The 24,589-nt window shown below is 70.5% G+C and carries 23 protein-coding genes; 11 read left to right on the top strand and 12 right to left on the bottom strand.

Annotated elements, in window-relative coordinates; genetic code table 11:
* The first annotated feature begins 201 nt into the window (after positions 1 to 201).
* Positions 202 to 624, top strand: coding sequence for a MarR family winged helix-turn-helix transcriptional regulator (locus ACIBQX_RS21780; protein ID WP_397007165.1), 423 nt, complete (start codon positions 202 to 204; stop codon positions 622 to 624).
* Between the two features lie 54 nt (positions 625 to 678).
* On the opposite strand, the gene ACIBQX_RS21775 is transcribed toward ACIBQX_RS21780, so the two are convergent.
* Entirely contained in the window at positions 679 to 1,842 is a 1,164-nt protein-coding gene (locus ACIBQX_RS21775; RefSeq protein ID WP_397007163.1) for an esterase-like activity of phytase family protein, read from the bottom strand.
* Positions 1,843 to 2,261: 419 nt separating this feature from the next.
* Between ACIBQX_RS21775 and ACIBQX_RS21770 the strand changes: the two genes are divergently transcribed.
* Together ACIBQX_RS21770 and ACIBQX_RS21765 are read left to right on the top strand one after the other, a co-directional pair.
* On the top strand, positions 2,262 to 4,085 hold the full coding sequence (locus ACIBQX_RS21770; RefSeq protein ID WP_397007161.1) for an ABC transporter ATP-binding protein: 1,824 nt from the start codon (positions 2,262 to 2,264) through the stop codon (positions 4,083 to 4,085).
* A 66-nt stretch (positions 4,086 to 4,151) separates the two neighbouring features.
* Entirely contained in the window at positions 4,152 to 5,405 is a 1,254-nt protein-coding gene (locus ACIBQX_RS21765) for an acyltransferase family protein (RefSeq protein WP_397007160.1), read from the top strand.
* Here ACIBQX_RS21765 and ACIBQX_RS21760 read toward each other — a convergent pair whose 3' ends face one another.
* The 3 genes from ACIBQX_RS21760 to ACIBQX_RS21750 are packed head-to-tail and all read right to left on the bottom strand — an operon-like array spanning position 5,406 to position 7,962.
* The gene (locus ACIBQX_RS21760; RefSeq protein ID WP_397007159.1) at positions 5,406 to 5,882 is read right to left on the bottom strand and encodes a hypothetical protein; all 477 of its coding nucleotides are present in this window, start codon (positions 5,880 to 5,882) and stop codon (positions 5,406 to 5,408) included. It lies immediately after the preceding gene.
* The gene (locus ACIBQX_RS21755) at positions 5,864 to 7,291 is read right to left on the bottom strand and encodes an ATP-binding protein (protein ID WP_397007158.1); all 1,428 of its coding nucleotides are present in this window, start codon (positions 7,289 to 7,291) and stop codon (positions 5,864 to 5,866) included. Before ACIBQX_RS21755 ends, ACIBQX_RS21760 begins: the two co-directional genes overlap by 19 nt.
* Positions 7,288 to 7,962: a response regulator gene (locus tag ACIBQX_RS21750; protein WP_397007157.1), complete on the bottom strand. Its 675-nt coding sequence runs from the start codon at positions 7,960 to 7,962 to the stop codon at positions 7,288 to 7,290. The genes ACIBQX_RS21755 and ACIBQX_RS21750 overlap by 4 nt, the downstream gene beginning before the upstream one ends.
* A gap of 110 nt (positions 7,963 to 8,072) precedes the next feature.
* On the opposite strand from ACIBQX_RS21750, the gene ACIBQX_RS21745 reads away from it, so the two are divergent.
* Positions 8,073 to 8,852 (top strand): SGNH/GDSL hydrolase family protein, encoded by a 780-nt coding sequence (locus ACIBQX_RS21745; RefSeq protein ID WP_397007156.1) that lies wholly within the window; start codon positions 8,073 to 8,075, stop codon positions 8,850 to 8,852.
* A 6-nt stretch (positions 8,853 to 8,858) separates the two neighbouring features.
* On the opposite strand, the gene ACIBQX_RS21740 is transcribed toward ACIBQX_RS21745, so the two are convergent.
* From ACIBQX_RS21740 to ACIBQX_RS21715, 6 genes are all read right to left on the bottom strand, one after another.
* A complete protein-coding gene (locus ACIBQX_RS21740; RefSeq protein ID WP_397007155.1) occupies positions 8,859 to 10,733 on the bottom strand; it encodes an APC family permease in 1,875 nt (624 codons plus the stop codon).
* Positions 10,734 to 10,805: 72 nt separating this feature from the next.
* Complete coding sequence (locus ACIBQX_RS21735; protein ID WP_397007154.1) at positions 10,806 to 11,645, bottom strand: ABC transporter ATP-binding protein; 840 nt, start codon at positions 11,643 to 11,645, stop codon at positions 10,806 to 10,808.
* Entirely contained in the window at positions 11,642 to 12,718 is a 1,077-nt protein-coding gene (locus ACIBQX_RS21730; RefSeq protein ID WP_397007153.1) for a FecCD family ABC transporter permease, read from the bottom strand. Before ACIBQX_RS21730 ends, ACIBQX_RS21735 begins: the two co-directional genes overlap by 4 nt.
* Entirely contained in the window at positions 12,715 to 13,770 is a 1,056-nt protein-coding gene (locus ACIBQX_RS21725) for a FecCD family ABC transporter permease (protein ID WP_397007152.1), read from the bottom strand. Before ACIBQX_RS21725 ends, ACIBQX_RS21730 begins: the two co-directional genes overlap by 4 nt.
* Positions 13,767 to 14,828 (bottom strand): iron-siderophore ABC transporter substrate-binding protein, encoded by a 1,062-nt coding sequence (locus tag ACIBQX_RS21720; RefSeq protein WP_397007150.1) that lies wholly within the window; start codon positions 14,826 to 14,828, stop codon positions 13,767 to 13,769. Before ACIBQX_RS21720 ends, ACIBQX_RS21725 begins: the two co-directional genes overlap by 4 nt.
* 165 nt (positions 14,829 to 14,993) lie before the next feature.
* Positions 14,994 to 15,767, bottom strand: coding sequence for an AraC family transcriptional regulator (locus ACIBQX_RS21715; protein WP_397007148.1), 774 nt, complete (start codon positions 15,765 to 15,767; stop codon positions 14,994 to 14,996).
* 100 nt (positions 15,768 to 15,867) lie between these two features.
* Between ACIBQX_RS21715 and ACIBQX_RS21710 the strand changes: the two genes are divergently transcribed.
* Complete coding sequence (locus ACIBQX_RS21710; RefSeq protein ID WP_397007146.1) at positions 15,868 to 16,500, top strand: pyridoxamine 5'-phosphate oxidase family protein; 633 nt, start codon at positions 15,868 to 15,870, stop codon at positions 16,498 to 16,500.
* Between the two features lie 14 nt (positions 16,501 to 16,514).
* Positions 16,515 to 17,000: a cupin domain-containing protein gene (locus ACIBQX_RS21705; protein WP_397007144.1), complete on the top strand. Its 486-nt coding sequence runs from the start codon at positions 16,515 to 16,517 to the stop codon at positions 16,998 to 17,000.
* A 17-nt stretch (positions 17,001 to 17,017) separates the two neighbouring features.
* Here ACIBQX_RS21705 and ACIBQX_RS21700 read toward each other — a convergent pair whose 3' ends face one another.
* Positions 17,018 to 17,779 (bottom strand): FadR/GntR family transcriptional regulator, encoded by a 762-nt coding sequence (locus ACIBQX_RS21700; protein ID WP_397007142.1) that lies wholly within the window; start codon positions 17,777 to 17,779, stop codon positions 17,018 to 17,020.
* A 184-nt stretch (positions 17,780 to 17,963) separates the two neighbouring features.
* Here ACIBQX_RS21700 and ACIBQX_RS21695 point away from each other — a divergent pair, with 184 nt between their 5' ends.
* The 5 genes from ACIBQX_RS21695 (at position 17,964) to manD (ending at position 23,442) form a co-directional block, all read left to right on the top strand.
* The gene (locus ACIBQX_RS21695; RefSeq protein ID WP_397007140.1) at positions 17,964 to 19,199 is read left to right on the top strand and encodes an ABC transporter substrate-binding protein; all 1,236 of its coding nucleotides are present in this window, start codon (positions 17,964 to 17,966) and stop codon (positions 19,197 to 19,199) included.
* A 65-nt stretch (positions 19,200 to 19,264) separates the two neighbouring features.
* Positions 19,265 to 20,209 carry a carbohydrate ABC transporter permease gene (locus ACIBQX_RS21690; protein WP_397007138.1) on the top strand — a complete coding sequence of 315 codons (945 nt, stop codon included), beginning with the start codon at positions 19,265 to 19,267 and terminating at the stop codon, positions 20,207 to 20,209.
* A complete protein-coding gene (locus tag ACIBQX_RS21685) occupies positions 20,206 to 21,021 on the top strand; it encodes a carbohydrate ABC transporter permease (RefSeq protein ID WP_397007136.1) in 816 nt (271 codons plus the stop codon). The genes ACIBQX_RS21690 and ACIBQX_RS21685 overlap by 4 nt, the downstream gene beginning before the upstream one ends.
* Positions 21,022 to 21,026: 5 nt before the next feature.
* Positions 21,027 to 22,175 carry a galactonate dehydratase gene (gene dgoD, locus ACIBQX_RS21680; protein ID WP_397007134.1) on the top strand — a complete coding sequence of 383 codons (1,149 nt, stop codon included), beginning with the start codon at positions 21,027 to 21,029 and terminating at the stop codon, positions 22,173 to 22,175.
* A gap of 37 nt (positions 22,176 to 22,212) precedes the next feature.
* A complete protein-coding gene (manD, locus tag ACIBQX_RS21675) occupies positions 22,213 to 23,442 on the top strand; it encodes a D-mannonate dehydratase ManD (protein WP_397007132.1) in 1,230 nt (409 codons plus the stop codon).
* 13 nt (positions 23,443 to 23,455) lie between these two features.
* On the opposite strand, the gene ACIBQX_RS21670 is transcribed toward manD, so the two are convergent.
* The gene (locus tag ACIBQX_RS21670; protein WP_397007130.1) at positions 23,456 to 24,532 is read right to left on the bottom strand and encodes an alpha/beta hydrolase-fold protein; all 1,077 of its coding nucleotides are present in this window, start codon (positions 24,530 to 24,532) and stop codon (positions 23,456 to 23,458) included.
* Positions 24,533 to 24,589: the final 57 nt, after the last annotated feature.

The following is a 24,589-nucleotide window of genomic DNA, read 5'->3' as shown; positions in this document are numbered from 1 at the left end:
AGGAGGCGGCCGAAACGTGTCAACGATGACCAGAAAGCTTTCGTGTGAGGCAGCTTTGAATGGCCAATGAGAAGCTCTCTACATGCCCTTATGTCGTCCGAAAGATTTCTGGAGGGCAGAAAGTTTCAGCCGTTCCGGCAGTGTCGGCAGCCTCTGGAAGTTCATGAAAAACTTCATGAACTGCGGCGGTAAGCTGGGATTATGGCAGCGAACGAGTTGGCGGCCGTGGTGCTCCGGCAGTTGGTCGACCTCGCCTCCGGGGTGATCAGCGGCATGCGGCCCTGGCTTGAGGAGCTCGACCTGAGCCAGCCGCTCGCCGAGCTGATCTGGACGGTGCCGCCCGACGGGGATCCGATGCCCCTGCGAAAGCTCGCCGCGCGACTGCACTGCGACCCGTCCAACGTGACACTGCTCAGCGCCAAGCTTGAGGAACGCGGGCTCGCCGAGCGCCGTCCGCACCCGCGCGACGGCCGGGTGCGCACCCTCGTGCTCACCGACGCCGGCCGCGACGTCCGCGAGCGCATGGTGGAGATCGCCACCCGGCGCTCCCCGCTGGCGGTGCTCGACGAGGCCGAGCAGCGGCAGCTGCATGAGATGTTCACCAAGGCCCTCGCCGCCCGCTGAGCCGGCTGCACGCCACCTCGTGCCAGGGGTGGCACGAGGTGGTGGTTCAGGACGTCACCGCGAGGCGGGGCAGCCGCGTACGGCGTAGGCGAGGAACTGGGTCACTTCGCGGTCGTCGAAGTTGTCGTCCGAGCCGATCACGAGCGTGCACTCACCGGTGCGGAGGCGGGGGCCCCACGCGAGGCTCTCCAGGTTCTGCGTCGGGCCGTGCCGTTCGCTCAGGTCGAGGAGGAGTCGCTTCCTCACCGGCCGGTACGGCCCGCCGGACGCCAGGCTCTCCCTGTTCAGCACGTTCGTGGCGGGTCGCAGGTCGATCTCGTACAGCTTGACCCGGTAGTTCACGCCCTCGATCCAGGAACGTTCCAGGGCGAGGTAGCGGAAGTCGTCGATGGCCAGGATTTCCGAGACGCCGGTGTCGGTGTGGCCCGTCGGCGGGACGGGGGCGGCGGGGAGCGGGTCGATCGGGTACGCGTACTGGCCCCGGGTGCTGCCGTCGCGGGACCAGACGGTGAAGCGGGCGGGGGCGCCGTGGTCGACCGTGGGGGATTCGCCGTCCTCGAACCGGGGGCCTTCGACGACGGCGGCGATGGATCGCCGGGTGAGGGTGACGCCTTCGAAGCCGAAGTTGCGGCGTGGTCCGGCGTTGGTGCCGGTCAGCTGGAGGTTGCGGGGGATCGGTAGCTCGCCGAGGTGCCGGCCGTTCGCGGTGGTCCAGCGTACGAACAGGTCGGAGACGGGAATGTCGGGATTCCGGGTGTCGGGGCGGTCGCCTTCGTGCGCCCACAGGAGCCGGTGGCTCCAGGGGTCGTACCGGATGCTCTCCGGATCGGCCGACTCGGGTTTTCCGTACGCGGGGTACGGGGTGCCGTCGGCGCGCCGCAGCGTGGTGACGCCCTCGACGCGGACGCCGGTGAACGCGCCCGATCCGTCGAAGTCGAGGCGTCCGGTGTAGAAGCGGGCGGGCTGGTAGCGCCAGCGGTCATCGGAGATGAAGTACCAGGTGCCGGTGTCCGGGTCCTGGTCGATGCCGGACAGGCCGCCGAGGGTGGTCCCGTCGACCTGCATCTTGTGCGGGAGCCGTTGCTCGCCGAGGAATCGGGTGACGCGCAGGCTGGGCTGGTCGGGGGTGGCGGTGGCCGCGCTGCTCCCGATTCCGCCTATTCCGACCGCGGCCACGAATGCGACGGCGATTCTTCCAAATTTTCGCGGAATGTGCATGCGAATCTCCTGTCCCTGAATGGTTGGGCCGGGAATATGAGATCGCGTATTCGCGCTAATGTCACGCCACCTCGAATGTGGCGCTTTTTATGGGTGGGAAAACTTTGGATATCCCCGCATATAAGATGATCCGCATGATGGTGTCTTCGCCTGTCTTTCGGTCTGCCAATGGTTCTCGGCCGACGTTTATGCGAGGGCGCTGCGATTGGCCTGGCCGGCCTCGGTGGCGTACACCGCGATCTTCTGCCTGGTCGAATGGCCACGGCGGCGCTCGGCTCCGCCACATCGGGCGCCCCTGGCACGACCTGGCCGACAGAGGTGACACGCCCGCCGGCGGGCGGAAAACCGTTCGCTCCTCCTGGCCTCCCTGCGGCAGCATGGCGACGGCGGTGTCGGCATTCGGGGAGGGGCGGACGGCTGTGCACGCAACACACGAGGACGCCGGCGACGGTTCGTCCCCACGCAAGTCGGCGGTTCTGCTGGCCCTGCGCCACTACTGCGGTGAGCTGAGACGTCAGTGGCCGGTCGCGGCGCCCGCGCTGATGATGCCCGCGATGGGGAACATCTTCCTGTTCTACCTGGCGCCGCTGATGGTGGCCGCGCTGGTGGGGCGGCTGGCCGCCGGCGGGGACGTCCCCCTCACCGCGCTCCTGCCCTATGTGCTCGGCTTCGGCGCGTTGCTGCTGACCGGCGAGGTGCTGTGGCGGATCGGACTGCACTTCCTGAACCGTACGGACGCGCGGGGCATCGAGCGGCTCGGCGTGGTGGGCATGGACGAGTTGCTGACCAAGGACGCCGCGTTCTTCCATGACAACTTCGCCGGTTCGCTGACCAAACGGGTGCTCGGGTTCTCCTCGAGGTTCGAGGATTTCGTCGACACGCTCACCTTCTCGATCATGGCCAAGCTGGTGCCGCTGATCTTCGCCTCGGTGGTGCTGTGGCAGTATCACCCGCTGCTGGTCCTCGTCCTCGTGGGCCTCATCGTGGTCACCGGATTCCTCATCGCCCCCCTGATCCGCCGTCGCCAGGCGCTGGTCGACCAGCGTGAGGCCGCCAAGGTGCTGGTGTCGGGCCACGTCGCCGACGTGCTGGCCAACATGGAGACGGTCCGCGCGTTCGCCGCCGAGGATCGCGAGGCCGCCGAGTATCGGGCCAGGGTCGCCGAGCAGCGCAGGCTGTCGCTGCGTTCCTGGGACTACGGCAACCTCCGGGTGGACACCGTCGTCGCCCCGATCACGGTCCTCACCAGCACCGTGGGCCTGCTCCTCGCCGTGGCGCTCCGAGGCGGGCTGGGCGTGGAGGCCATCGTGGTGACGTTCACCTACTACGCGAACGCGATCAACATCATGTTCGAGTTCAACCAGGTGTACCGGCGCATCGAGACCGTGCTCACCGAAGCCGCCCAGTTCACCGAGCTGCTCCTCGTCCCGCCCACCGTGGTCGATCCGGCCGATCCGCAGCCGCTGCGCCCGGCCGACGCGGGCGTCCGCTTCGAGCGGGTGAGGTTCGCGCACGGCCATGGCCCGGCCCTGTTCGAGGGTCTGGATCTGGACATTCCCAGCGGCACCAAGATCGGTCTGGTCGGCCGGTCCGGCGGCGGCAAGACCACCCTCACCCGGCTGTTGCTGCGCCTCATGGACGTCGACGGCGGCCGGATCCTGATAGGCGGCCAGGACATCAGCCGGCTGCGCCAAGTAGACCTGCGAAGTCTCGTCTCCTACGTCCCCCAGGAACCCGCCATGTTCCACCGGTCGGTGCGTGACAACATCGCCTTCGCCCGGCCGGGCGCCACCGAGGCCGAGATCCTCCAGGCGGCGCGGGCGGCGCATGTCACGGAGTTCGTCGAATCGCTGCCGGACGGATTCGACACCCTGGTCGGCGAGCGCGGCATCAAGCTCTCCGGCGGCCAGCGGCAACGCCTCGCCCTGGCGCGGGCCATCGTCCGCGACGCCCCGATCCTGCTGCTGGACGAGGCGACCAGCGCCCTGGACTCCGAGAGCGAGATCCTGGTCCAGGAAGCCCTGTGGAACCTGATGCGGGACCGTACCGCGCTGGTGGTCGCGCACCGCCTGAGCACCGTCGTCCGGATGGACCGGCTCATCGTGCTCAACCGGGGACACATCGTGGAGCAGGGCACCCACAGCGACCTGATGCAGGCCGAGGGGCCCTACGCCCGGCTCTGGCGGCACCAGTCGGGTGGCTTCCTGGTCGATGACGACGCCCCGGACGCGCTCCACCGCTGAGACATCGGGACGAAGCTGCGACATCGCTCGGACGCGGCTCGGACACGGGGCGTTGATCGTCGTGGCATGAACGTTGTCGAACAGAGCGGTGTGGCACGCGATACCGGGCGCAGGCAGCACCTGGCCGCGCTCGACGGGCTTCGCGGGGTGGCGATCCTCGGGGTCCTGTTGTTCCACACCGGTCACCTGGCCGGGGGGTTCCTCGGGGTGGACCTGTTCTTCGCCCTGTCCGGCTATCTGATCACTGATCTGCTGCTACGGGAGGTCATCGCGACCGGCTCGGTGTCGCTGGTCGCCTTCTGGGGGCGGCGGATCCGGCGGCTGCTTCCGGCGCTGGCGCTCATGCTGGCCGTCGTCACGCTGCTGGTCACGGCCGTGGGGCCGCCGGACCTGGTCCGTACGACGCTGTCGGACGGCCCGTGGGTGCAGCTGAACCTGATCAACTGGCACCTGCTCGCGGAGTCGGCCGGCTACTGGGACCGGTTCGGCGCGGACCGGGTGTTCGGGCACCTGTGGAGCATCGCCGTCGAGGAGCAGTTCTACCTGGTGTGGCCGGCGCTCGTGCTGGTCGTCGCCAAGATGGGGCGGCGGGTGGCGGGCCGGGTCGCGGTGGTCGCGGTCCTGGCCTCCGTCCTCTCGCTGATCCTGATGATCGCGCTCGTCGACGCGGCGGACCCGACCCGGGTCTACACCGGCACCGACACGCGGGCGTTCTCGCTGCTGCTGGGGGCCGCGGTCGCGACCCGGCCGGTGCGCGACGCACTGGCCCGCGCGCTCGGCGCGGTTGGCGCAGCCGGCACAGGCGGCGCAGGCGTGGGCGGTGCGCGGGCGGGCGGCGTGCTGGTGCTGCTCGCGGCCGGGATGGGCGCGGCGTGGTGGTTCACCGACGGGGTGCGCTCGGGGTGGTTGTTCACCGGCGGCCTCTTCCTGCACTCACTGGCCGGCGCCCTGCTGGTCGGGCTCTGCGTACAGGCGCCGCACGCGCTGGTCGCCAGAGCCCTCGCCTGGCGGCCGCTGCGGTGGCTGGGCCTGATCTCCTACAGCGTGTACCTGTGGCACTGGCCGATCCTGGTGCTGTTCTCCCCAGAGCGGACCGGACTCGACGGCTGGGGTCACACGCTGATGGTGTACGCGGCCTCGATCGGCCTGGCCGCGCTGTCGAAGTACCTGGTCGAGGACCCGATCCGGTTCCGCGCCCGGTGGGCCAGGGGGCATCGCGGGCTGCTGGCGTTCGTCGCGCTCATGCTCGCACTGGTCGTGCTGTGGCTCGCCGTGCCCGCCCCGGCGCCGGTGACCATCGACATCACCGAACTGGGCTGATCACCTGATCAGCGGGCAGGTCCGCAGCTTGTCCGACCCCGGCGTGGCCAAGGTGAAGGTCAGCCGCACCTTGGTGGTCCTCGAACCGCCGCTCTGCACCCACACGCCCAGCGCCGTGCACACGATCTGGTCGATGCCCAGGGGCGTCACCTCGTAGGTCGCCAACGGCACCCGCAGGTGGATCACGTCGGGCGTGGTCTCCATGAAGACCCTGGTCACCCCTGCCGTCGAGGTGATCTCGGTGCGCAGGCCCCCGCCGGGGCCGGTCAGCAGCAGTGCCAGCGCCTCGGGGATCGTGCCCAGGTGATGGGTTCGCCGTCGCTGCGGCCGAAGCCGGTCGTTCGCGTCGACGAAGTACAGGGTCGCCCCGGGTGCCACGCCCGTGGGGGCCTGACCCGCGTCGATGACGCCGGTCGGCTGGATGCCGCAGCCCGCCACAAGCAAGGCCAGCAACGCCGTCAACCAGGTTCGTCGCATTCGTCCTCCAGGGTCCGTGGTAGTCGCAGGACGAAGCGCGCGCCGGCGCCGGGGGCGTTGCCCGCGGTGAGGTCGCCGCCGTGCAGGCGGGCGCTCTCCAGCGCGATGGCCAGCCCGAGCCCGCTGCCAGGAGTCCGGGTCCGGGCCGAGTCGTGCTTGTAGAAGCGGTCGAACACCTGCGGCAGCACGTCCTCGGCCAGGCCGGGCCCGTGGTCGGTCACCACGATCCACACCTGGTGCCGGTCGGCAGAGACGTGCACGAGCACCGGCGGTTCGCCGTGTCGCAGGGCATTGCCGACCAGGTTGGCCACGATGACGTCGAGTCTGCGCCGGTCCAGCCGCAGCCGGATGTCGTGCCGCACCACCAGCTCGACCCGCTCCGCCCAGCCCCGCGCGCGCAAGCAGTTCCACACGGCGCCGGCCAGGTCGACCTCCTCCGCCACCAGCCGGACGGTGCCGGCGTCGAAGCGGGACACCTCCAGCAGGTCCTCCACGAGCCGGACCATCCGATGAACCTCGGTGATCGCCAGCTGCGCGGACTCGCGGGCGTCCGGCTCCATGCCGTCGGCCGTGGTCGCCAGCACCTCCACCACCGCGGTCAGCGTGCTCAGCGGGGTGCGGAGCTCGTGCGAGGCGTCGGCGGCGAACCTCCTGGCATCGGCCTCCATCCGCTGCATCGCCGCCATCGACGACTGCACCGATTCGGCCATCTGGTTGATCGTGACGGTCAGGTCCGCCAGCTCGTCCGCACCTCGGGGCGGTGACCTCGCGTCCAGGTCACCGGCGGCCAGCCGGCGCGCGGTGTCGCGGAGCCTGCGCACCGGGCGCAGCACACTGCCCGCGGCGAGCACGGCCAGCAGCACCGCCAGCGGCAGCGCCAGCGCGGCCGTGCCGACGGCGGCTCGGGTGAGGTCGTCGATCTGCCGCTGCACGCCGGTGAGATCGCGGACCGCGTACACCTCGATGCCGGACGGGGTGCGCTCGCCGTCCAGCGCGGTGATCGTGACGGGCGTGCCGATGAGCAGCCATGCCCGGTCATGGGCGGTGATCCGCTGCACGACGATCCGGTTCTCGTTCCGTACGGCGCCGCGCAGCGCGTCGGTGACCAGTCCGGTGTGGGCGCCCTCCGCGGACCGGAGAGCGCGGTAGGCCACCAGCGTGTCCGGCCCGACGGCGGCGCGCAGCCGATCGAGCGTTTCCTGGTCCGGCGGATAGGTGAGCTGCGGGGCGATCGCGCTGACCTGGTCGGCGATGGTATCGGTGAGCCCCTGCTGCGTCACGGTGACCAGCGCGGCGCTCGCCGACCGGGCGCTCGACCAGGCCGCCGCTGCGGCGCCGAGCAGGGTCACCAGCACGAACGCGACCAGCAGCCGGGGGCGAAGCCCGCGCGGCCACAGCCGCCAGGTCACAACGGCCCGAACCGGTAACCGAACCCGCGTACCGTCTGCACGTACTCCGGGGACGCCGGATTCGTCTCGATCTTCGCCCGCAGCCGCTGAACGCAGTTGTCGACCAGCCGGGAGTCGCCGAGGTAGTCGTGCTCCCACACCTCCTCCAGCAGCTGCTGCCGGCTGAACACCCGGCCCGGAGTGCGGGACAGGGTCAGCAGCAGCCGCATCTCGGTCGGCGTCAGCGGCACCGGCTCGCCCTGCCGCGACACCGTCAGCGCCACGGTGTCGATGCGCAGGTCGCGGTGCGTCCGTACCCCGTCGGGCGGGCCGGGGCTGCGGCGCAGGACGGCGCGGATCCGCGCGTCGAGCACCGCGGGCTGCGCCGGCTTGATGACGTAGTCGTCGGCGCCCGCCTCCAGACCGCCCACGACGTCGAACTCGTCCCCACGCGCGGTCAGCATGATCACCGGAATCTCGGTGATCGACCGGACCCGGCGGCACACCTCCAGCCCGTCGATGCCGGGCAGCATCAGGTCGAGCACCACCAGGTCCGGCATGGACGCCTGCAGCTCGCGCAGGCCGTCCTCGCCGGTCTCGGCCGTGCGCACGTCGTGACCGTGCCTGCCCAGCGCGAGCTGGAGCCCGCGCCGCACCAGCGGATCGTCTTCGATGAGCAGAATCGCCACCACACGTCCAGTATGGAGAACGCCGGCCGGCAGGACGGGGGCGACGGTCGTTGCGACACAGCTGCGACACGGCGGCGGAGATCCTGGGACATGCCGGCGGCACGGTTGAGGCCATGACCAAGACATCAAGTCTCGTACCCGGCCTGATCGGGCTGCTCATGCTGACCACCGCGTGCGCCGCCGCCCAGCCCACCGCGAGCGCCGAGCCCGCCGGCGCCGAGTCCGCCGCGACGGCGGCCGCGGACGGCGAGGGACTGTCCAACGTGCTGTTCCTCGGCGACTCGATCGCCATGGGCGAAGCGCTGCCCCTGACCGAGGCCTTCGCCGCCAGCGACGTCCATTTCAAGTCCCTGGCCGCCGAAGGAGGCGGGAACGTCGTGGGACCGTTCTCCGACAAGAGATGGCAGAAGCTGCCCAAGGAGATCAGCTCCGCCGATCCGTCCCTGGTCATCTACCAGATCACCACCTTCGACTGGGGCAGCCAGAAGGAGCAGCAGGCCGCCTACAGGAAGCTGCTGACCACGGTCACCGGCGCCGGCGCGAAGCTGATCTTCGTCAGCATGCCGCCGATCAAGCCCGACGACTTCTACAAGCCGCACATGGCCGAACTGGAGCGAGCCGGCAGCGCCGCCCGAGCAGTGGCGAAGGCCTCCTCGGGGGAGGCCTTCATGCTCGACGCCAGTGCGGTGTGGGGCAGCGCCTACCAGCAGAAGAAGAACGGCAAGCCCGACCGCAGCGCCGACGGCATCCACACCTGCCCGCAGGGCGCCGCTCGCTTCGCCGCCTGGCTGCTCGACGAACTCGCCGGACGGTTCCCCGGCTTCACCCCCGCCGACCCGCAGTCCTGGGCCAACACCGGCTGGGCCGACGACAAGCACTTCAAGGGCTGCTGACCCCGCTCAGTCCGGGATCCGGAACGGCAGGAAGCACACCACCGCGTCCGTGTGGTCACGCAGGGCGGCGGCCAGGAGCAGGTCCCGCTGCGTGTGCAGGACCCGGTAGCGGGGATGGGGCGGCTGGACCCCGGGGATGACCGCGGCGATCCACCTGCCGTCCGCCTCCTGGCGCCGGACGTACTCGACGATCGGGCGGACCACCGTGTGGCTGGGACCGTCCAGCACCTTCAGGCCGACCCCCGGCGTCCACCGGTCCCATTCGGCGCGCAGGCCGTCGAGTTCCCCGGGGGCGTCGGACACGATGACGGCGGTCACCTCGCCGCCGATGGCCAGCGCCGCGCTGATCGCCCGTTCGGACAGGGCGCTGATCGCGGTGGCCGGGCTGAGCGGCACGATGACCAGCCGCGCGGCCGGGTCGGGGCTGCGCGGCACCGGCTGGGGCCGCCCCAGCCCGAGCGCGCCGCCGACCTTGGCGTAGTAACCCTCTACCCAGGTGAACAGCAGGATCAGCAGCGGAATCGCGACGAGGATCACCCACGCGCCCTCGGTGAACTTCGTGGTGAGCAGCACCAGCGTGGCCACCGTCGTGGCCGCCGCGCCGACGCCGTTCAGCAGCGCCTTGCCCGCCCACTTCGGCGGGCGCAGCCGCACCCAGTGCCGGACGAGCCCGGCCTGGGCGATGGTGAACCCGGTGAACACCCCGATGGCGAACAGGGGGATCAGCCGATGGGTCTCCGCGTCGACCGCGATCAGCAGCGCGGCGGCCAGGACGGCCACCGCGACGACGCCGTAACGGTGGACGGGCCGTTCGGAGCGCAGTGCGAACAGGTGGGGCAGCCGATGGTCCTTGGCCAGCAGGCTCATCAGCACCGGCAGACCACCGAAGCTGGTGTTCGCGGCCAGCCCGAGCGCGAAGGTGACGATGATGTTGGCCGCGTAGTAGAGCCAGCCCGTGCCGTAGGCGCCGGCGGTGAGCTGGGCGAGGATGGTGACGTTCGCCCGGGGGACCACGTCGTCGCGCCGGATCAGCAGGGCTATCCCCACCAGCATCGTCCCCAGCAGCAGGCCCAGCATCAGCTCGGTTCGCTGGGCGTGGCGGACCCTCGGCTCGCGGAACATCGGCACGCCGTTGGCGATGGCCTCCACCCCGGTCAGCGCCGAGCAGCCGGACGAGAACGCCTTGAGGATCAGCAGGACGCTGAGCGCCTCGTAGCCCGGCAGCGGCATGGCCGTCCCGACCACCGCCGCCGGGTGGCCTCGGGCCAGCCCGGCGACGACGATGCCCACGATGCTCACGATGAACAGCAGGGTCGGCAACGCCAGCACCCGCGCGCTGTCGGCGATGCCGTACAGGTTCAGCGCGGTGAGCACGGCCAGTCCCACCAGGCAGGCCCCCAGCAAGTGCGGGCCGAGGGCGGGAAAGGCGGAGGCCAGGCTCGCGGCGCCCGCCGCGAGGCTGACCGCCACGGTGAGCACGTAGTCCACGACGAGCGCGGCGGCGGCCAGGAGGCTGACCTTCGGGCCGAGGCTCTGCTTGGCCACGGCGTAGGAGCCGCCGCCGTCCGGATAGGCGGCGATCACCTGGCAGTAGGAGATCACCAGCAGGATGAGCAGCGCGGCGATGGCGAGCGTGATCGGCAGGGTGTGGCCGACGGCGGCGCTCCCGGCGGCGACCAGGACGAGGGCGATCGCCTCGGGGCCGTAGGCGACGGAGCTGAGTGCGTCCAGGGACAGCGCGACCAGCCCCTGCAGGCTGGTCAGGTGGTGTTTGTCGCCCTCGCCGTGTCGCAGTTGGATCTTCGGCGCCCGCCTGCCGGACAGGGGGCCGCCCGTCGTGGCGACCGCGCGGTCCGCCTGGATGGGGCCCGACGACCGCATGCGTTGTCCCCCCGGTGGATGAGCCGTCCTGCTCGCAGTCCTGGCCTCGGCGTCGGGGAGACAAACGCGGAGTTACCGAGCCTTGCCACTATCCGGGGACGAGGCGACCTGCGGCCGGATGTGGTGACGGCCGATGGGGAGCATCAGGGGGCGGCCGGAGACGGGGTCCTCGATGATGCGGCTGTCGAGGCCGAAGACGGTGCGGACGCTCTCCTCGGTGAGGACCTCGGCCGGGGGGCCCGCGGCGTGGCAGCGGCCGTCGGCGATGGCGATGAGGTGGTCGGCGTAGCGGGCGGCGAGGTTGAGGTCGTGCAGGACCATCACGATGGTGGTGCCGCGGCTGCGGTTCAGGTCGGTCAGCAGGTCGAGGACCTCCACCTGGTGGGCGGCGTCCAGGAAGGTGGTGGGCTCGTCGAGGAAGAGCAGGTCGGTCTGCTGGGCCAGCGCCATGGCGATCCAGACCCGCTGGCGCTGGCCGCCGGACAGCTCGTCGACGGCGCGGGCGGCGAGATTCGTCGTCTGCGTGGCCTCCAGGGCGGCCGCCACCGCGACGTCGTCCTGCTCGCTCCACCGGGAGAACAGCTTCTGGTGGGGGTGGCGGCCCCGGCCGACGAGGTCCAGCACGGTGATGCCCTCGGGCGCGACCGGCGACTGAGGGAGGAGTCCGAGCGTGCGGGCCAGTTTCTTGGCGGGCATCCGGTGCACCTCCTTGCCGTCCAGCACGACCCGGCCCTCGCGGGGGGTGAGCAGCCGGGACAGCGAGCGCAGGAGCGTCGACTTCCCGCACGCGTTCGCGCCGACGATGACCGTGATCTCGCCGGGCGGCACGACCAGGTCGAGCGACTCGACGACCACGCGGTCACCGTAGCCGAGCGTGAGCCGCTCGGTCACGAGGGAGTGGGACGTGGTCATAGCGACCCTCCGGCTCGATGCGTACGAATGATCAGATAGACGAGGTACGGCGCGCCGAGGACGCCGGTGATGACGCCGACCGGGAAGCGGGCGTCGAACGCGAACTGGCCGGCGAAGTCGGCGACGAGGACCAGGAGGGCGCCGACGAGCCCGGCGGGCACGAGCAGCGAGCCGCCGGCGCCGACCAGCCGGGCCGCGATCGGGCCGGACAGGAACGCCACGAACGCGATCGGCCCGGCCGCCGCCGTGGCGAAGGCGATCAGGCCCACGGCGGCGACGATCACCGTGATGCGGGTGCGCTCGACGCGGACCCCGAGCGCCGAGGCGGTGTCGTCGCCGAGCTGCATCGCCGACAGGTCCCGCGCCCGCGACAGCAGGACGGGGGTGAGGACGACCAGCGCGACGAGAGCGGGTAGGACCTGCTCCCACGCGGCGCCGTTCAGGCTGCCGGTCAGCCAGCGCATGGCCTCCTGCAGGTCCCATTCGGCGGCCCTGGACAGGACGTAGGAGGTGATGCTGTCCAGGATCGCGGCGATCCCGATGCCGATCAGGATGAGCCGCGTGCCGGCGACGCCGTCCCGGAACGCCAGGGTGTACACCAGCATGGCGACGACGAGGGCGGAGACGATGGCGAAGACCGACACCTGGGTCCCGCCGAGCGACAGCGACACGATCGCGATGGCGGCCGCGGTGCTCGCCCCCGAGCTGATGCCGATGATGTCGGGGCTGGCCAGCGGGTTGCGGAGCATCGTCTGGAAGGTGACACCGGCCAGGCCGAAGCTGAAGCCCGCGACCACGGCGAGGACGGCACGCGGCAGCCGGAGCCGCCCCACGGTGAAGGAAGCTCCCGGGACCTGCTCGCCGAGGATGACCCGGAGCACGTCGCGCGGCGGGTAGAACGTCTGCCCGGCCATCAGCGTCACGGCGAACGCGGCGACGGCGAGCACCGCCAGCACCAGGATGATGAGGCCGCGCCGGGAGGCACGCCGGCGGCGGCTGCGGGCGACGGCCTGCACGACGGACGGCCGCACGGCGACACCCACCTGTCCGCCCTGCTCGCTGTCCCTACTCACAGGTCACGCACCTTTTGCCGACGGACGATGTGGATGAAGAAGGGCGCGCCGATCAGGGCCGTCACGATGCCCACCTCGAGGTCCTCAGGGCGCGCCACCATGCGGCCGACCACGTCGGAGGCGGTGAGCAGCGCCCCGCCGACCAGGGCGGAGAACGGCAGCAGCCAGCGGTGGTCCACACCGACCAGCAGGCGGCACGCGTGTGGGACTACGAGCCCGACGAAGCCGATCGGCCCGGCGACGGCCGTCGCCGCGCCGCACAGCACGACCGCGCCGAGCGCGGCCGTGGCCCGGATCACGGCCACGCGCTCGCCGAGCCCGGCCGCGAGCTCGTCGCCAAGGGCGAGCGAGTTCAACGCGCGCGCGGACAGCAGGCACACGACGAAGCCGACGGCGATGAACGGCAGGACCTGCCCGATACGCTCGTACGACGCGCCGCCGACCCCGCCGATCTGCCAGAGCCGGAAGCTGCCGGCGATGTCGTTGCGGGGCAGGACGACGGCGCTGACGAGGGACGCGAAGGCCGCCGACGTGACGGCGCCGGCGAGGGCGAGCTTGAGGGGGGTGGCGCCGCCCCGCCCGAGGGACCCGATGGCGTACACGAACACGGCCGAGGCGGCGGCCCCCGTCATCGCGACCCAGATGTACCCGGTGGGCGAGGTGAGGCCGAAGAACGCGACGGCGGTGACGACGGAGAGCGACGCGCCCATGTTGACGCCCAGGATCCCCGGGTCGGCCAGCGGGTTGCGGGTCACGCCCTGCATGACGCCGCCGGAGAGGCCGAGTGCGGCGCCGATCAGCACCGCGAGCAGGGTGCGCGGGATCCGCTTGGTGACCGCCGCCTGTTCGAGTGAGCCGTCCGCGCCGCCGAGGGCGGCCCAGACGTCGGCCCAGGCGACATCGCGCGAGCCGAGGGCGACGGAGGCCACCATGAGCACGGCCAGGACCGCCAGCACGACGAGCAGCCACAGGACCCGGACGCGCGCCGGACGCCGCACGATGGCGGCGTCCGGCAGGCGGTCGGTGCCGACCGCGGTTTCGGGCAGGGTCACTTGACCTTGTCCGCGGCCTCGGCGAGCGCCTTGACGTAGTCCTCCAGCACCCACGAGATCGACAGGGGGGTCGGGTTCGCGGCGGTGCCGAGCGGCTTGCTGTCGGGCAGCAGGTACACCGAGCCACGCTTGACGGCGAGGATCTTCGACAGCAGCGGGTCCTTGCTGATCTTGGCGAGCAGCTCGCCCTTCTCGTCGCCGTACCCGGTGATGATGTCGACGTCGTCGAACAGGTCGATCTGCTCCGCGCTCCGGGTCAGGGAGAACTTGTCCGTGCCCTTGGACGCCTCGGTGATGCTGCCCGGGATCGTCAGCCCGAGGTCCTCGAAGAACAGCGTGCGGGTGTCATGCGTGGTGTAGAAGCCGATCTGGCTCACGTCGTTGGGGTCGACGTGCGTCATGAACATGATCGACTTGCCCTTGAGCTGCGGGTACTTCGCGACGACCGTGCTGATGTCGCCGTCGATGCCGGCGATGAGCTTGTCGCCCTCGGCGGCCATGCCGATGGCCTTGCTGTTCAGCCGGATGATCTCGCGCCACGGGGTGGCCCACGCGGCCTTCGGGTAGGCCACCACGGGAGCGATGTCGCTCAGGGTGTCGTAGTCCTGCTGGGTCAGGCCCGAGTAGGCGGCCAGGATCACGTCCGGCTTCGTGTCGGCGACGGCCTCGAAGTCGATGCCGTCGGTCTCGTCGAACAGCACGGGCGTCTCGGCCTTGAGCTCCGTCAGCCTCTCCTCCACCCAGGGCAGGAGGCCGTCGCCGTCGTCGTCACCGAAGTTCGCGGCGGCCATGCCGACCGGGACGACGCCCAGGGCCAGCGGCGCCTCGTGGTTGGCCCAGTTGACCGTGGCCACCCGCTGCGGCTTCGCCGGGATGGTGGTCGTGCCCAGCGCGTGCTCGATCGTCAGGGGGAAGGCGCCCGCGCTGCTGCTGGTGGTGGTGGCGGTGCTCGTGGCGCTCGCGCTCTCGCTCTTGGTCTCCGACGTGCCACCGCAGCCCGCGACGGCCAGCAGGGCGGCCGCCACGGTCAGGATGCGAAGGCTGTGTGGACGCTTCATCCGTACTCCACTTTCAACGATTGCGACGGTGCCGGCCGTATGCCACAAGCCCCCGACCTGGTTAGGTAAGGCTTGCCTTTGCTGCACTTTAGGAGAAATGGACGAGTTGTCGCAATCATCGCTTTGAGACATCCACTGTCGAGATCGGGACATTCACCGGGAACCTCACCGAGCCCGGAACGCCCCCGGGGTCATCCCGGTCGTCCGTCGGAAGGCCGCGCCGAACGCGCTCGCCGACCGGTAGCCGACCTCCTCGGCCACCACGTCGACCTCCCAGCCCCGGGTGAGCAGCGCGACCGCGTGCTGGGCGCGCACCGCCGCGACCCAGCGCGCGAAGCTGGTGCCCGTCTCGGCGTTGAAGGCGCGGGTGATCGTACGGGCGCTCACGCCGAGGTGGGCCGCCCAGTCCGCCAGCCGGCGCTGATCACCCGGATCGTCGCGGACCGCGTCCGCGATCGGGCGCAGCAGGTCGGAGGTGGGCATGTGCAGGAGCAGCTCGCGGGAGGAGGGGGTGAGCACGTCCAGCACCATCGCCTCGGTCACCACCCGCGAGTACGAGGACAGGCTCGTGTCGCCGAGCCGCTCCAGCAGCAGCCGGAGCAGCGGGGTGATCTCGACGCCGACGGGCGTGGCGGAGATCGAGGTCGTGGTGCCGTAACCGAAGAAGCTGGCCCGGCACCAGGTGCCGGCGATCGCCGAGCCGGAGTGCAGCGTGCCCGCGGGCATCCACAGGCCCAGGGCGGGGGTGACGGTCCAGACCTGCGCCCCGACCACGGCCGTGGACGCGCCCCGCTCGTTCCAGAGCAGCTCGTGGAACCCGTGGGAGTGCTCGTTCCAGGTGGTGTCGCGGGCGATGACCTCGCTCCAGCTCAGGATCACGAACGGCGTCTCGTCCGGCCCCGCCGCGAGGGCGGGCAACGTGCGGGTCTCCCTGGTCATGAGGGTGAAGACTCGGTACGGCGCGACACGAGGGGCATTCCCAGACCCTAGTACTGCCTCGGTCGTGCCCTGGCGGGGGGTTTGCCGGTATTTTCGGGTGGTGAACCATTCTGAGATCCGTACGGTGACGACCGAGGCCGAGCTCCGGGAGATCGTCAAGGAGCCGTCGCAGGGCATCTGGGACAAGGACATCGGCCGGATCGACGAGCACGCGCGCACGATCATCGCCCACTCGCCGTTCATGCTGCTGGCGACCTCGAACCCGGACGGCACCTGCGACGTCTCGCCCCGGGGCGACCCCGCCGGGTCGGTGCTGGTCCTGGACGACCACCGGCTGGTGTTCGCCGACCGGCCCGGCAACCACCGGCTCGACAGCTTCCGCAACATGCTTCGCAATCCCGGCGTCGGCCTGCTGTTCCTCGTGCCGGGGATGAACGAGACCCTGCGGGTGAACGGGCGCGCGACGCTCGTGTCGGACGCGCCGTTCTTCGACGACCTGACGGTCCAGGGCAAGCGGCCGCGGCTGGCGGTCCTCATCGACGTCGAAGAGCTCTACATGCACTGCGCGAAGGCGTTCCTGCGCTCGTCGCTGTGGCAGCCCGGGACCTGGCCGGACCGCGGCAGCCTGCCGACGCTCGGCCGGATCGCCAAGGACCACCTGGGCCTCAAGGACGTGTCCGCGGAGAAGATCGACGCGGACCTCGCCCTGGACTCCGAGAGAAACCGTTACTGACCCGAGGAGACCCCGTGTCGTATCCGCCGCCCCGCTACGAGGGCGACACCGGAGAGGTCAGCGCGGTCTTCCGGGCGCACACGCAGCCCCCGGACCTGTCCTACGGTGGCCGCGACATCCACTACCTCGCCACCGGACGGACCACCCAGGGGGCCTACGGCCTGTATCGCTGGGACTTCGGGCCCGATGAGAGCGGGCCGGGCCCGCACTTCCACAAGACCATCAGCGAGTCGTTCTTCGTGCTGCGCGGAACCGTACGCCTGTATGACGGGCGGGGATGGCGCGAAGGTCGGGAGGGGGACTTCCTGCATGTGCCGCCCGGCGGCGTCCACGGCTTCCGCAACGTCGTGGGGGAGCCGGCCTCGATGCTGCTGCTGTTCACCCCCGGCGCGCCTCGCGAGGAGTACTTCGAGACGCTGGCCGAACTCGCCGCCGGCAGGGAACTGGGCGAGGAGGAGGCCGCGGCCTTCTTCTTACGCCACGACAACTACGAGCCGTGAGCCAGGAGGCGGCGCGGTCACGCGCCGCCGGGCTCGGCGGTCTGCTCCCACATCGACTTGATCTCGGCGAACCCCTGCTCCATGATCCCCACCATGGCCCTGCGGGCCCGCTCGCCGTCGCGCCGCTGGATCGCCTGGGCCACATCGGTGTGCAGCTGTAACGCCAGCTCGTCGGGGTAGTGCGGCATCAGGTGGTAGTGGTGCCGGCCGGCGAGCACCTCGGCGACGATCAGTTGCAGTTTGGCGAACATCTCGTTACCGGAGGCGACCAGCATCCGCCGGTGGAAGTCGATGTCCAGGGTGAGGAAGCGCGCCTCGTCGCCGGCCTTCCCGGCGGCCCACATCTTGGCCGCTATCCCGACCAGCTCGCTCGCCTCGTCGTCGTCGATCCGCTGGGCGGCCAGCCAGGCGGCGTGCGGCTCGATCGCCGTCCGGAGCTCGGTGATCGAGCGCATCTGCGCCATCCGCCCCTCCGAGGCGAGGCGCCAGCGGATCACCTGCGGATCGAAGACGCTCCACGCCTCGGGGGGCTGGATCATGATCCCCACCCGGCGCCGCGTCTCGATGAGCCCCATGGACGCCAGCACCCGCAGCACCTCGCGGATCACCGAGCGGGACACCTGATAGAGGTCGACCAGGTCGTCGATGCTCAGGACCGCGGCGGCGGCCACCTCACCGCTGCAGATGGCGGTGCCTAGGTGATCGAGGACGCGCGCGTGCAGCCCAGCCTCGACAGGGGCGTGCTGGGAGGGCGCGGCCCCTGGGGATGGCTGAGTCACGGCAAAGAGCATATCAGTGAAGACTTCACCTTGAATAAGTCAGCTTTATTGCTCTAGCATCCTCACATTAAGCAGACGTTAAGTGAGTGTGGCGCTCTTCCGGGGGGCGGCGACCATGACAGAGAGGAGAGATGACGTGCGAGGTCGATCGATAGTCGGTGCGTCTCTGGCCGTGGTTGTCGCCATGAGCCTGTCCGCCTGCGGCGGTGACGACAGCGGAGCGTCCAACACGGTCCGGGTCACCCTGGCCAACCATGTGTGGACGGAGAACGTCAAGAAGGCCCTGCCCGCCTTCGAGAAGGAGACCGGGCTCAAGATCGAGGTCACCCAGCTCGGCGAGGATCAGCTGTCCGACCAGTACAACGTCAAGCTGAACGCCGGCTCGTCCGACATCGACGTGATGATGTATCGCCCCTTGCAGGAGGGGAAGCTCTTCGCCAAGAACAAGTACCTGGCCGACCTGTCGGACCAGGTGTCGGCCAACAAGGACTGGAACTTCAGCGACTTCCAGGCCGGCCCGGTGGAGGCCACCACGTACGAGGGCAAGCCCGTCGGCGTCCCGATCATCACCGAGCAGGAGGTCCTCTACTACCGCAAGGACCTGCTCGAGAAGGCCGGCATGGACGCGCCGCCGAAGACCCTCGACGAGCTGAAGGCCGCCGCCGCCAAGATCAAGGAGGCCGAGCCGGGCGTCGCCGGATTCGTCGCCCGTACCGGCAAGTCGGCCGCGGTCACCCAGTTCTCCAGCTTCCTCTACAGCTTCGGCGGCGACTTCGTCGACAGCAGCGGCAAGTCCACGGTCAACAGCGACGCGGCCAAGCAGGCGTACGCCTACTACGGCGGGCTGATCAAGGACTCCGGCCCGGCGAACGTCAGCACCGACATGGGTTGGCCCGAGGCGATGGCCATCTTCACCCAGGGCCAGGCCGCCTTCTACACCGAGGCCAACTCGCTCTACAAGAACGCCACCGACCCGGCCAAGTCCAAGGTCTCCGACCAGGTCGGCTTCGCGCCGTTCCCGGCGGGTCCGGCCGGATCGAAGCCGTACAGCATCCCGTCGTGGGCGCTGGGGATCAACGACAGCTCGGAGAACAAGGCCAACGCCTGGAAGTTCATCGAGTGGGCCACCGGCAAGGACCAGACGCTCGCCCAGCAGAAGTCCGGCGTGCCGGGCGCCCGCAGCTCCGTCTGGGCCAACCCAGAGGGCACCTCGACCTTCCCGAAGGACATGGTGGAGGCCATCGAGGCCAGCACCAAGGGCGGCGTGGGTCATGACCGGCCGGTCGTCGTGCAGGTCGCCGAGTCCCGGGAGATCGTCGGCCAGCCGATCGTCGACGCGATCACCGGCAAGGACGCGGCGGCCTCCGCTGACGCGGCCAACGCCGCCTTCCAGAAGTTCCTGGACGACGAGGCCAAGTAAGCGGCGCACGCGGGTGGCGGGCCGAGTGCCCGCCACCCGCGTGCCGCCCACCCCTGGAGAACGTCATGGCAACGATCACCACCACCAAGGCGCCGCGCAACGCGCCCGCCGCCCCCGAGACACCCGGCTGGGTGCGCTGGGCCAACGCCCACCGCAAGTGGCTTCTCGCCGCACCAGCGATGATCTTCGTCAGTGCGCTGATCGTGTTCCCGTTGGTCTGGACCGGCTACCTGAGCCTGACCGACACCGAGGGATCCGTCCGCGCGGAGAGCGAGTTCGTGGGCTTCCAGAACTACCTTGACGTCCTCTCGGACGTCGACCGGTTCTGGCCCGCCGTGGGGCGGACCGCGACGTTCACCATCGTCGCGCTGCTGTTCGAGCTGGTCCTCGGGATGGCGATCGCGCTGCTGCTCTGGCGGCCGTTCAGGGGGCAGAAGTGGGTCCGGGTCGCCATCCTGATGCCGCTCGTCGCGACCCCGGTCGCGGTCGGCATGATGTGGCGGCTCATCTTCGACCCGAACATCGGCATGGCCAACCAGATCCTCGGCTGGTTCGGCATCGGGCCGCAGCCATGGCTCGCCGGCCAGCACACGGCCCTGCCGACCACGATCTTCATCGACGTGTGGCAGTGGACGCCGATGGTGGTGCTGATCCTGCTCGCCGGGCTCACCTCCCTGTCGGATGAGCCGCAGGAGGCGGCGCGGATCGACGGCGCCAGCACCTGGCAGCGGTTCCGGCACGTCACCCTGCCGCTGCTGATGCCCACCGTGACCGTGGCGATCCTGCTGCGCGGCATCGACGCGCTGAAGACCTTCGACATCCTCTACGCCACCAAGGGGCGCGGCGGCGGCTCGTTCCACGAGGTGGAGACCCTCAACGTGTACGCCTACGGCCTCAGCTTCGACTACAACGAGTACGGCGTCTCCTCCACCGTCCTCATCCTCTTCTTCCTGATCATCATCGGCTCGATGTGGGCCCTGACCGCCCGGCGCAAGGAGGCAAAGCGATGAGGTCCCGTCCCGCGTACCGGGTGTTCCGGGTCGTGGCGCTCGCCGTCGTGGTGCTCTCGCTGCTCGCGCCCCTGCTCTGGATGATCTCCGCGTCGTTCAAGACCAATGTCGACATCTACGACACGAGCAAGGCGCTGGTCTTCTCGCCCACCACGGACAACTACTTCAAGGTGCTCCAGCAGGCGAACTACGTCCAGTTCATCGTCAACAGCCTGTGGGTAGCGGTCGCCGCCACCGTGGCGTCGCTGGTCCTCGGCGTGCCGGCCGCGTACTCGATGAGCCGGTTCAACATGAAGAAGTCCGCCCTGGTGGTGCTGATGGCCCGGGTCATCCCCGGCGTCTCGCTGCTGGTGCCCTGGTACTACGTCTTCGCCAACCTGAAGATGGTCGGCGGCTCCGGGGTGCTGATCCTCAGCCACATGTTCGTCGCGCTGCCGCTGGTGGTCTACATCATGATGGGCTACTTCGACAGCGTGCCGGCGGAGCTGGAGGAGGCGGCGCTGGTCGACGGGACGACCCACCTCGGCGCGTTCCGCCGCATCATGCTGCCGCTGTCCGTGCCGGGCATCGCCACGGCCGGGATCCTGTCCGTCATCTTCTCCTGGAACAACTTCATGTTCGCCCTGGTGCTCTCCGACGCCGACACCAAGACCCTGCCGGTGGCGATCTTCGACTTCGTCGGCTACGCCAGTATCGACTGGGGCGGCCTGATGGCCGCGGCCACCGTGGTGACCGTGCCGATCATGCTGATCGCCCTGTTCGTGCAGAAGTACGTGGTCTCCGGCCTCACCGCCGGCGCCACCAAGGGCTGACCGGCATGCCGGTCATCGCACGCGTCGAGACCTTCCTGGTCGCCCCCCGCTGGCTCTTCGTCCGGGTGGAGACCGACACCGGGATCGTCGGCTGGGGCGAGGCCACCTGCGAGGGGCGCTCCGAGACCGTCCGCGCCGCCGTCGGCCAGCTCGCCGAGCTGCTGATCGGCCGGCCCGCGCTGCGCGTCGAGGACCACTGGCAGGTGCTGACCAAGGGCTCGTTCTACCGGGGCGGCCCGATCCTGGCGAGCGCCGTGGCGGGCCTCGACCAGGCCCTGTGGGACATCGCCGGCAAACACTTCGGCGCCCCGGTGCACCAGCTGCTCGGTGGCCCGGTCCGGGACCGGATCAGGGTGTACGGCTGGGTCGGCGGCGACGAGCCGGGCGAGATCCGCGACCACGTCGCCGCCCAGGTCGAGGCCGGGCTCACCGCGGTGAAGATGAACGCCTCCGGCAGGATGAGCCCGCTCGCCACGGTCGCCGAGCTGAACGGCGTGGTCGCCCGGGTGGCCGCCGCCCGCGAGGTGCTCGGCGACGACCGTGACGTCGCCGTCGACCTGCACGGGCGCTTCACCCTGGCCAACGCCCGCCGCGTGGCGCCGCTGCTGGAGCCGTACCGGCCGCTGTTCCTTGAAGAGCCGGTCGTCCCGGAGAACTCGCACCTCATCGGCGAGTTCGTCCGCTCGACGACCATCCCGGTGTCGACGGGGGAGCGGCTCTACAACCGGCAGGAGTTCCTGCCCGTCCTGCAGGCCGGCATCGCCGTCGCCCAGCCGGACCTCTCGCACGCGGGCGGCATCACCGAGGTACGCAAGATCGCCGCGCTCGCCGAGGTGTACGACGTGCAGCTCGCCCCGCACTGCCCGCTCGGCCCGATCGCTCTCGCGGCCTGCCTGCAAGTCGGCTTCGCCACGCCGAACTACCTGATCCAGGAGCAGAGCATCGGCATCCACTACAACCGGGGCGCCGAGGTGCTCGACTACCTCCTCGACAAGACCCCGTTGACGTTCAAGGACGGGCACATCGAGCGGCTCACCGCGCCCGGCCTGGGCATCGAGGTCGACGAGCAGGTGGTCCGCGCCGCCGACAAGGCCGGGCACGCCTGGCGCGGGCCCATCTGGCGGCACCCGGACGGCTCCTTCGCGGAATGGTGAGCACCGCACCGCTTCCACCTGTAAGAAAGGCACCTGCGTGAAGATCATCGCGGCGGACGTCATCGTCACCAGCCCCGACCGCAACTTCGTCACCCTCAAGATCACGACGGACGAGGGGATCACCGGGCTGGGGGACGGCACCCTGAACGGGCGGGAGCTGGCGGTCGCGTCGTACCTGGCCGACCACGTGGTCCCGCTCCTCATCGGCCGGGATCCGCACCGCATCGAGGACACCTGGCAGTTCCTCTACCGCTCGGCCTACTGGCGGCGCGGACCCGTCACCATGGCCGCCATCGCCGCCGTGGACGTGGCGCTGTGGGACATCAAGGCCAAGGCCGCCGGGCTGCCGCTCTACCAGCTGCTCGGCGGCGCCTCCCGGACCGGGATCATGGCGTACGGGCACGCCTCCGGCCGGGACCTGCCGGAGCTGTTCGACTCGATCCGCCTGCACCTGGAGATGGGGTACCGCTCGATCCGGGTGCAGACCTCCGTCCCGGGCATCAACGCGGTGTACGGCGTGGCCGCCCAGCCCGCCGTCGACGGCAAGCGGTACGACTACGAGCCGGCCCAGCGCACCGCGCTGCCCGCCGAGGAGGACTGGGACACCCGCGCCTACCTGCGTCACCTGCCCGGCGTCTTCGAGGCGGTGCGGGGCGAGTTCGGCCCCGAGCTGCCGCTGCTGCACGACGGCCATCATCGGATGACGCCCATCCAGGCCGCCAAGCTCGGCAAGGCGCTGGAACCGTACGACCTGTTCTGGCTGGAGGACTGCACGCCGGCCGAGAACCAGGAGGCGCTGCGCCTGGTCCGCCGGCACACCACCACCCCGCTGGCCATCGGCGAGGTGTTCAACACCGTGTGGGACTACCAGACGCTGATCAGCGAGCAGCTCATCGACTACGTCCGGTCGGCCGTCACCCACACCGGGGGGATCACGGCCATGCGGAAGCTGCTCGACTTCGCCGCCCAGTACCAGATCAAATCCGGCATCCACGGCCCGACCGACATCTCACCGGTCGGCATGGCCGCCGCCCTGCACCTGGACCTGGCGATCCACAACTTCGGCATCCAGGAGTACATGAAGCACGGCCCGTCGACCGACGAGGTGTTCCAGCAGTCGTTCAGCTTCAGCGACGGCTACCTGCACCCCGGTGAGAAGCCGGGGCTCGGCGTGGAACTCGACGAGGACGCCGCGGCGCGGTTCCCGTACCAGCCGGCGTACCTGCCGTTCAACCGGCTCAAGGACGGCACCGTCCACGACTGGTGAGCACCGCCCCCGGCTAGGCGAGCGCCCAGGCGACGTCCCTGAGCAGGGCGTGCCGCCAGCCCGCTCGATCGTGGCCGGAGGCCGACCGTGCGACCCGCACGGTCGCCCCGGCCTGTTCGGTCAGAGTCTCGACCAGCTCGCAGTGCGGCAGCATCCGCGTCTCGTGCTCGCCCACGTCGAACGCGACCCGCAGGCCGGACAGGTCGGGGCGCTCCCGCAGGCGCGCGGCGACGGCGCCGCCGACCGGGCCGCCCATGGGGTCCGCCTGGCTCGCGGCCTCGGGCGTCCACCAGAACGACGCCGACTGGCAGGCGACGTGCGACACCAGGTCCGGGAACTCCAGGGCCGCGTACAGCGCGCTCAGCCCGCCGAGGCTCTGCCCGGCGACCACCAGCCGGTCCGGGTCGGCGGGGACGCCGCTCCCGGCGACGAGCGGCAGCAGCTCGTCCCGGATCGCCTCCCACAGCTCGGGCCGGCACCCGAACTCGGCCTCCCTGGCCTGGACGGGCACGAAGACGAGCGTGACGGCGGGCATCTCGCCACGGGCGACGGCCGCGTCGAACGCGGTCATGGCCGGGTGCAGGTACAGCCAGTCGTCCCCGTCGAGCAGCAGGACCACCGGCCCGCCGCCGCCCGCCGGGTGGACCCGCACGGTGCGCCGCCCGCCGAGCCGGCCGCCGGTCCAGCGCAGGCGGGTCCGTGGGAGAGGCAGGACGTCGGCAGGGCCGACGGCGGGCCAGTGCGGCTGCGCGGGTGCGTCCGGGGTCGCGGCGATGGACCGGTCGCCGCCCGCGCCGTCCGGGTTGAGCGGGTCGGCGTGGACCGCGTCCTCGGTGCGCATCTGGTACGTCACCCGCAGCCGCGCGGGCATGGCCACCTCGGCGTACCAGCAGTCCGTGTCGCCCCACCGGCGCAGGGGGACCGGCTCCGACCAGCTCTCGAAGTCGATCGTCGCCGGGGACCCGCGCCACAGGAACAGCGTCACCCAGCCGTCGCCGGCGGGCACCGACGCGGGAGCCCCCGCCGCCGCCCAGAACTCGTCGGCGCCGGGTTCACCGGCAAGCCCGAACCGGGCGAAGGTGTTCTCCATGCGCAGTCCCTACTCCATCGTCAGCGGACTAAGGATAGCTTTACCTAAGCGCGGGCA

It is taken from the genome of Nonomuraea sp. NPDC049714, from assembly GCF_044465295.1.
In the GTDB taxonomy this organism is placed as follows: Bacteria; Actinomycetota; Actinomycetes; order Streptosporangiales; family Streptosporangiaceae; genus Nonomuraea.
This window is presented reverse-complemented; position numbering and strand designations above follow the sequence as displayed.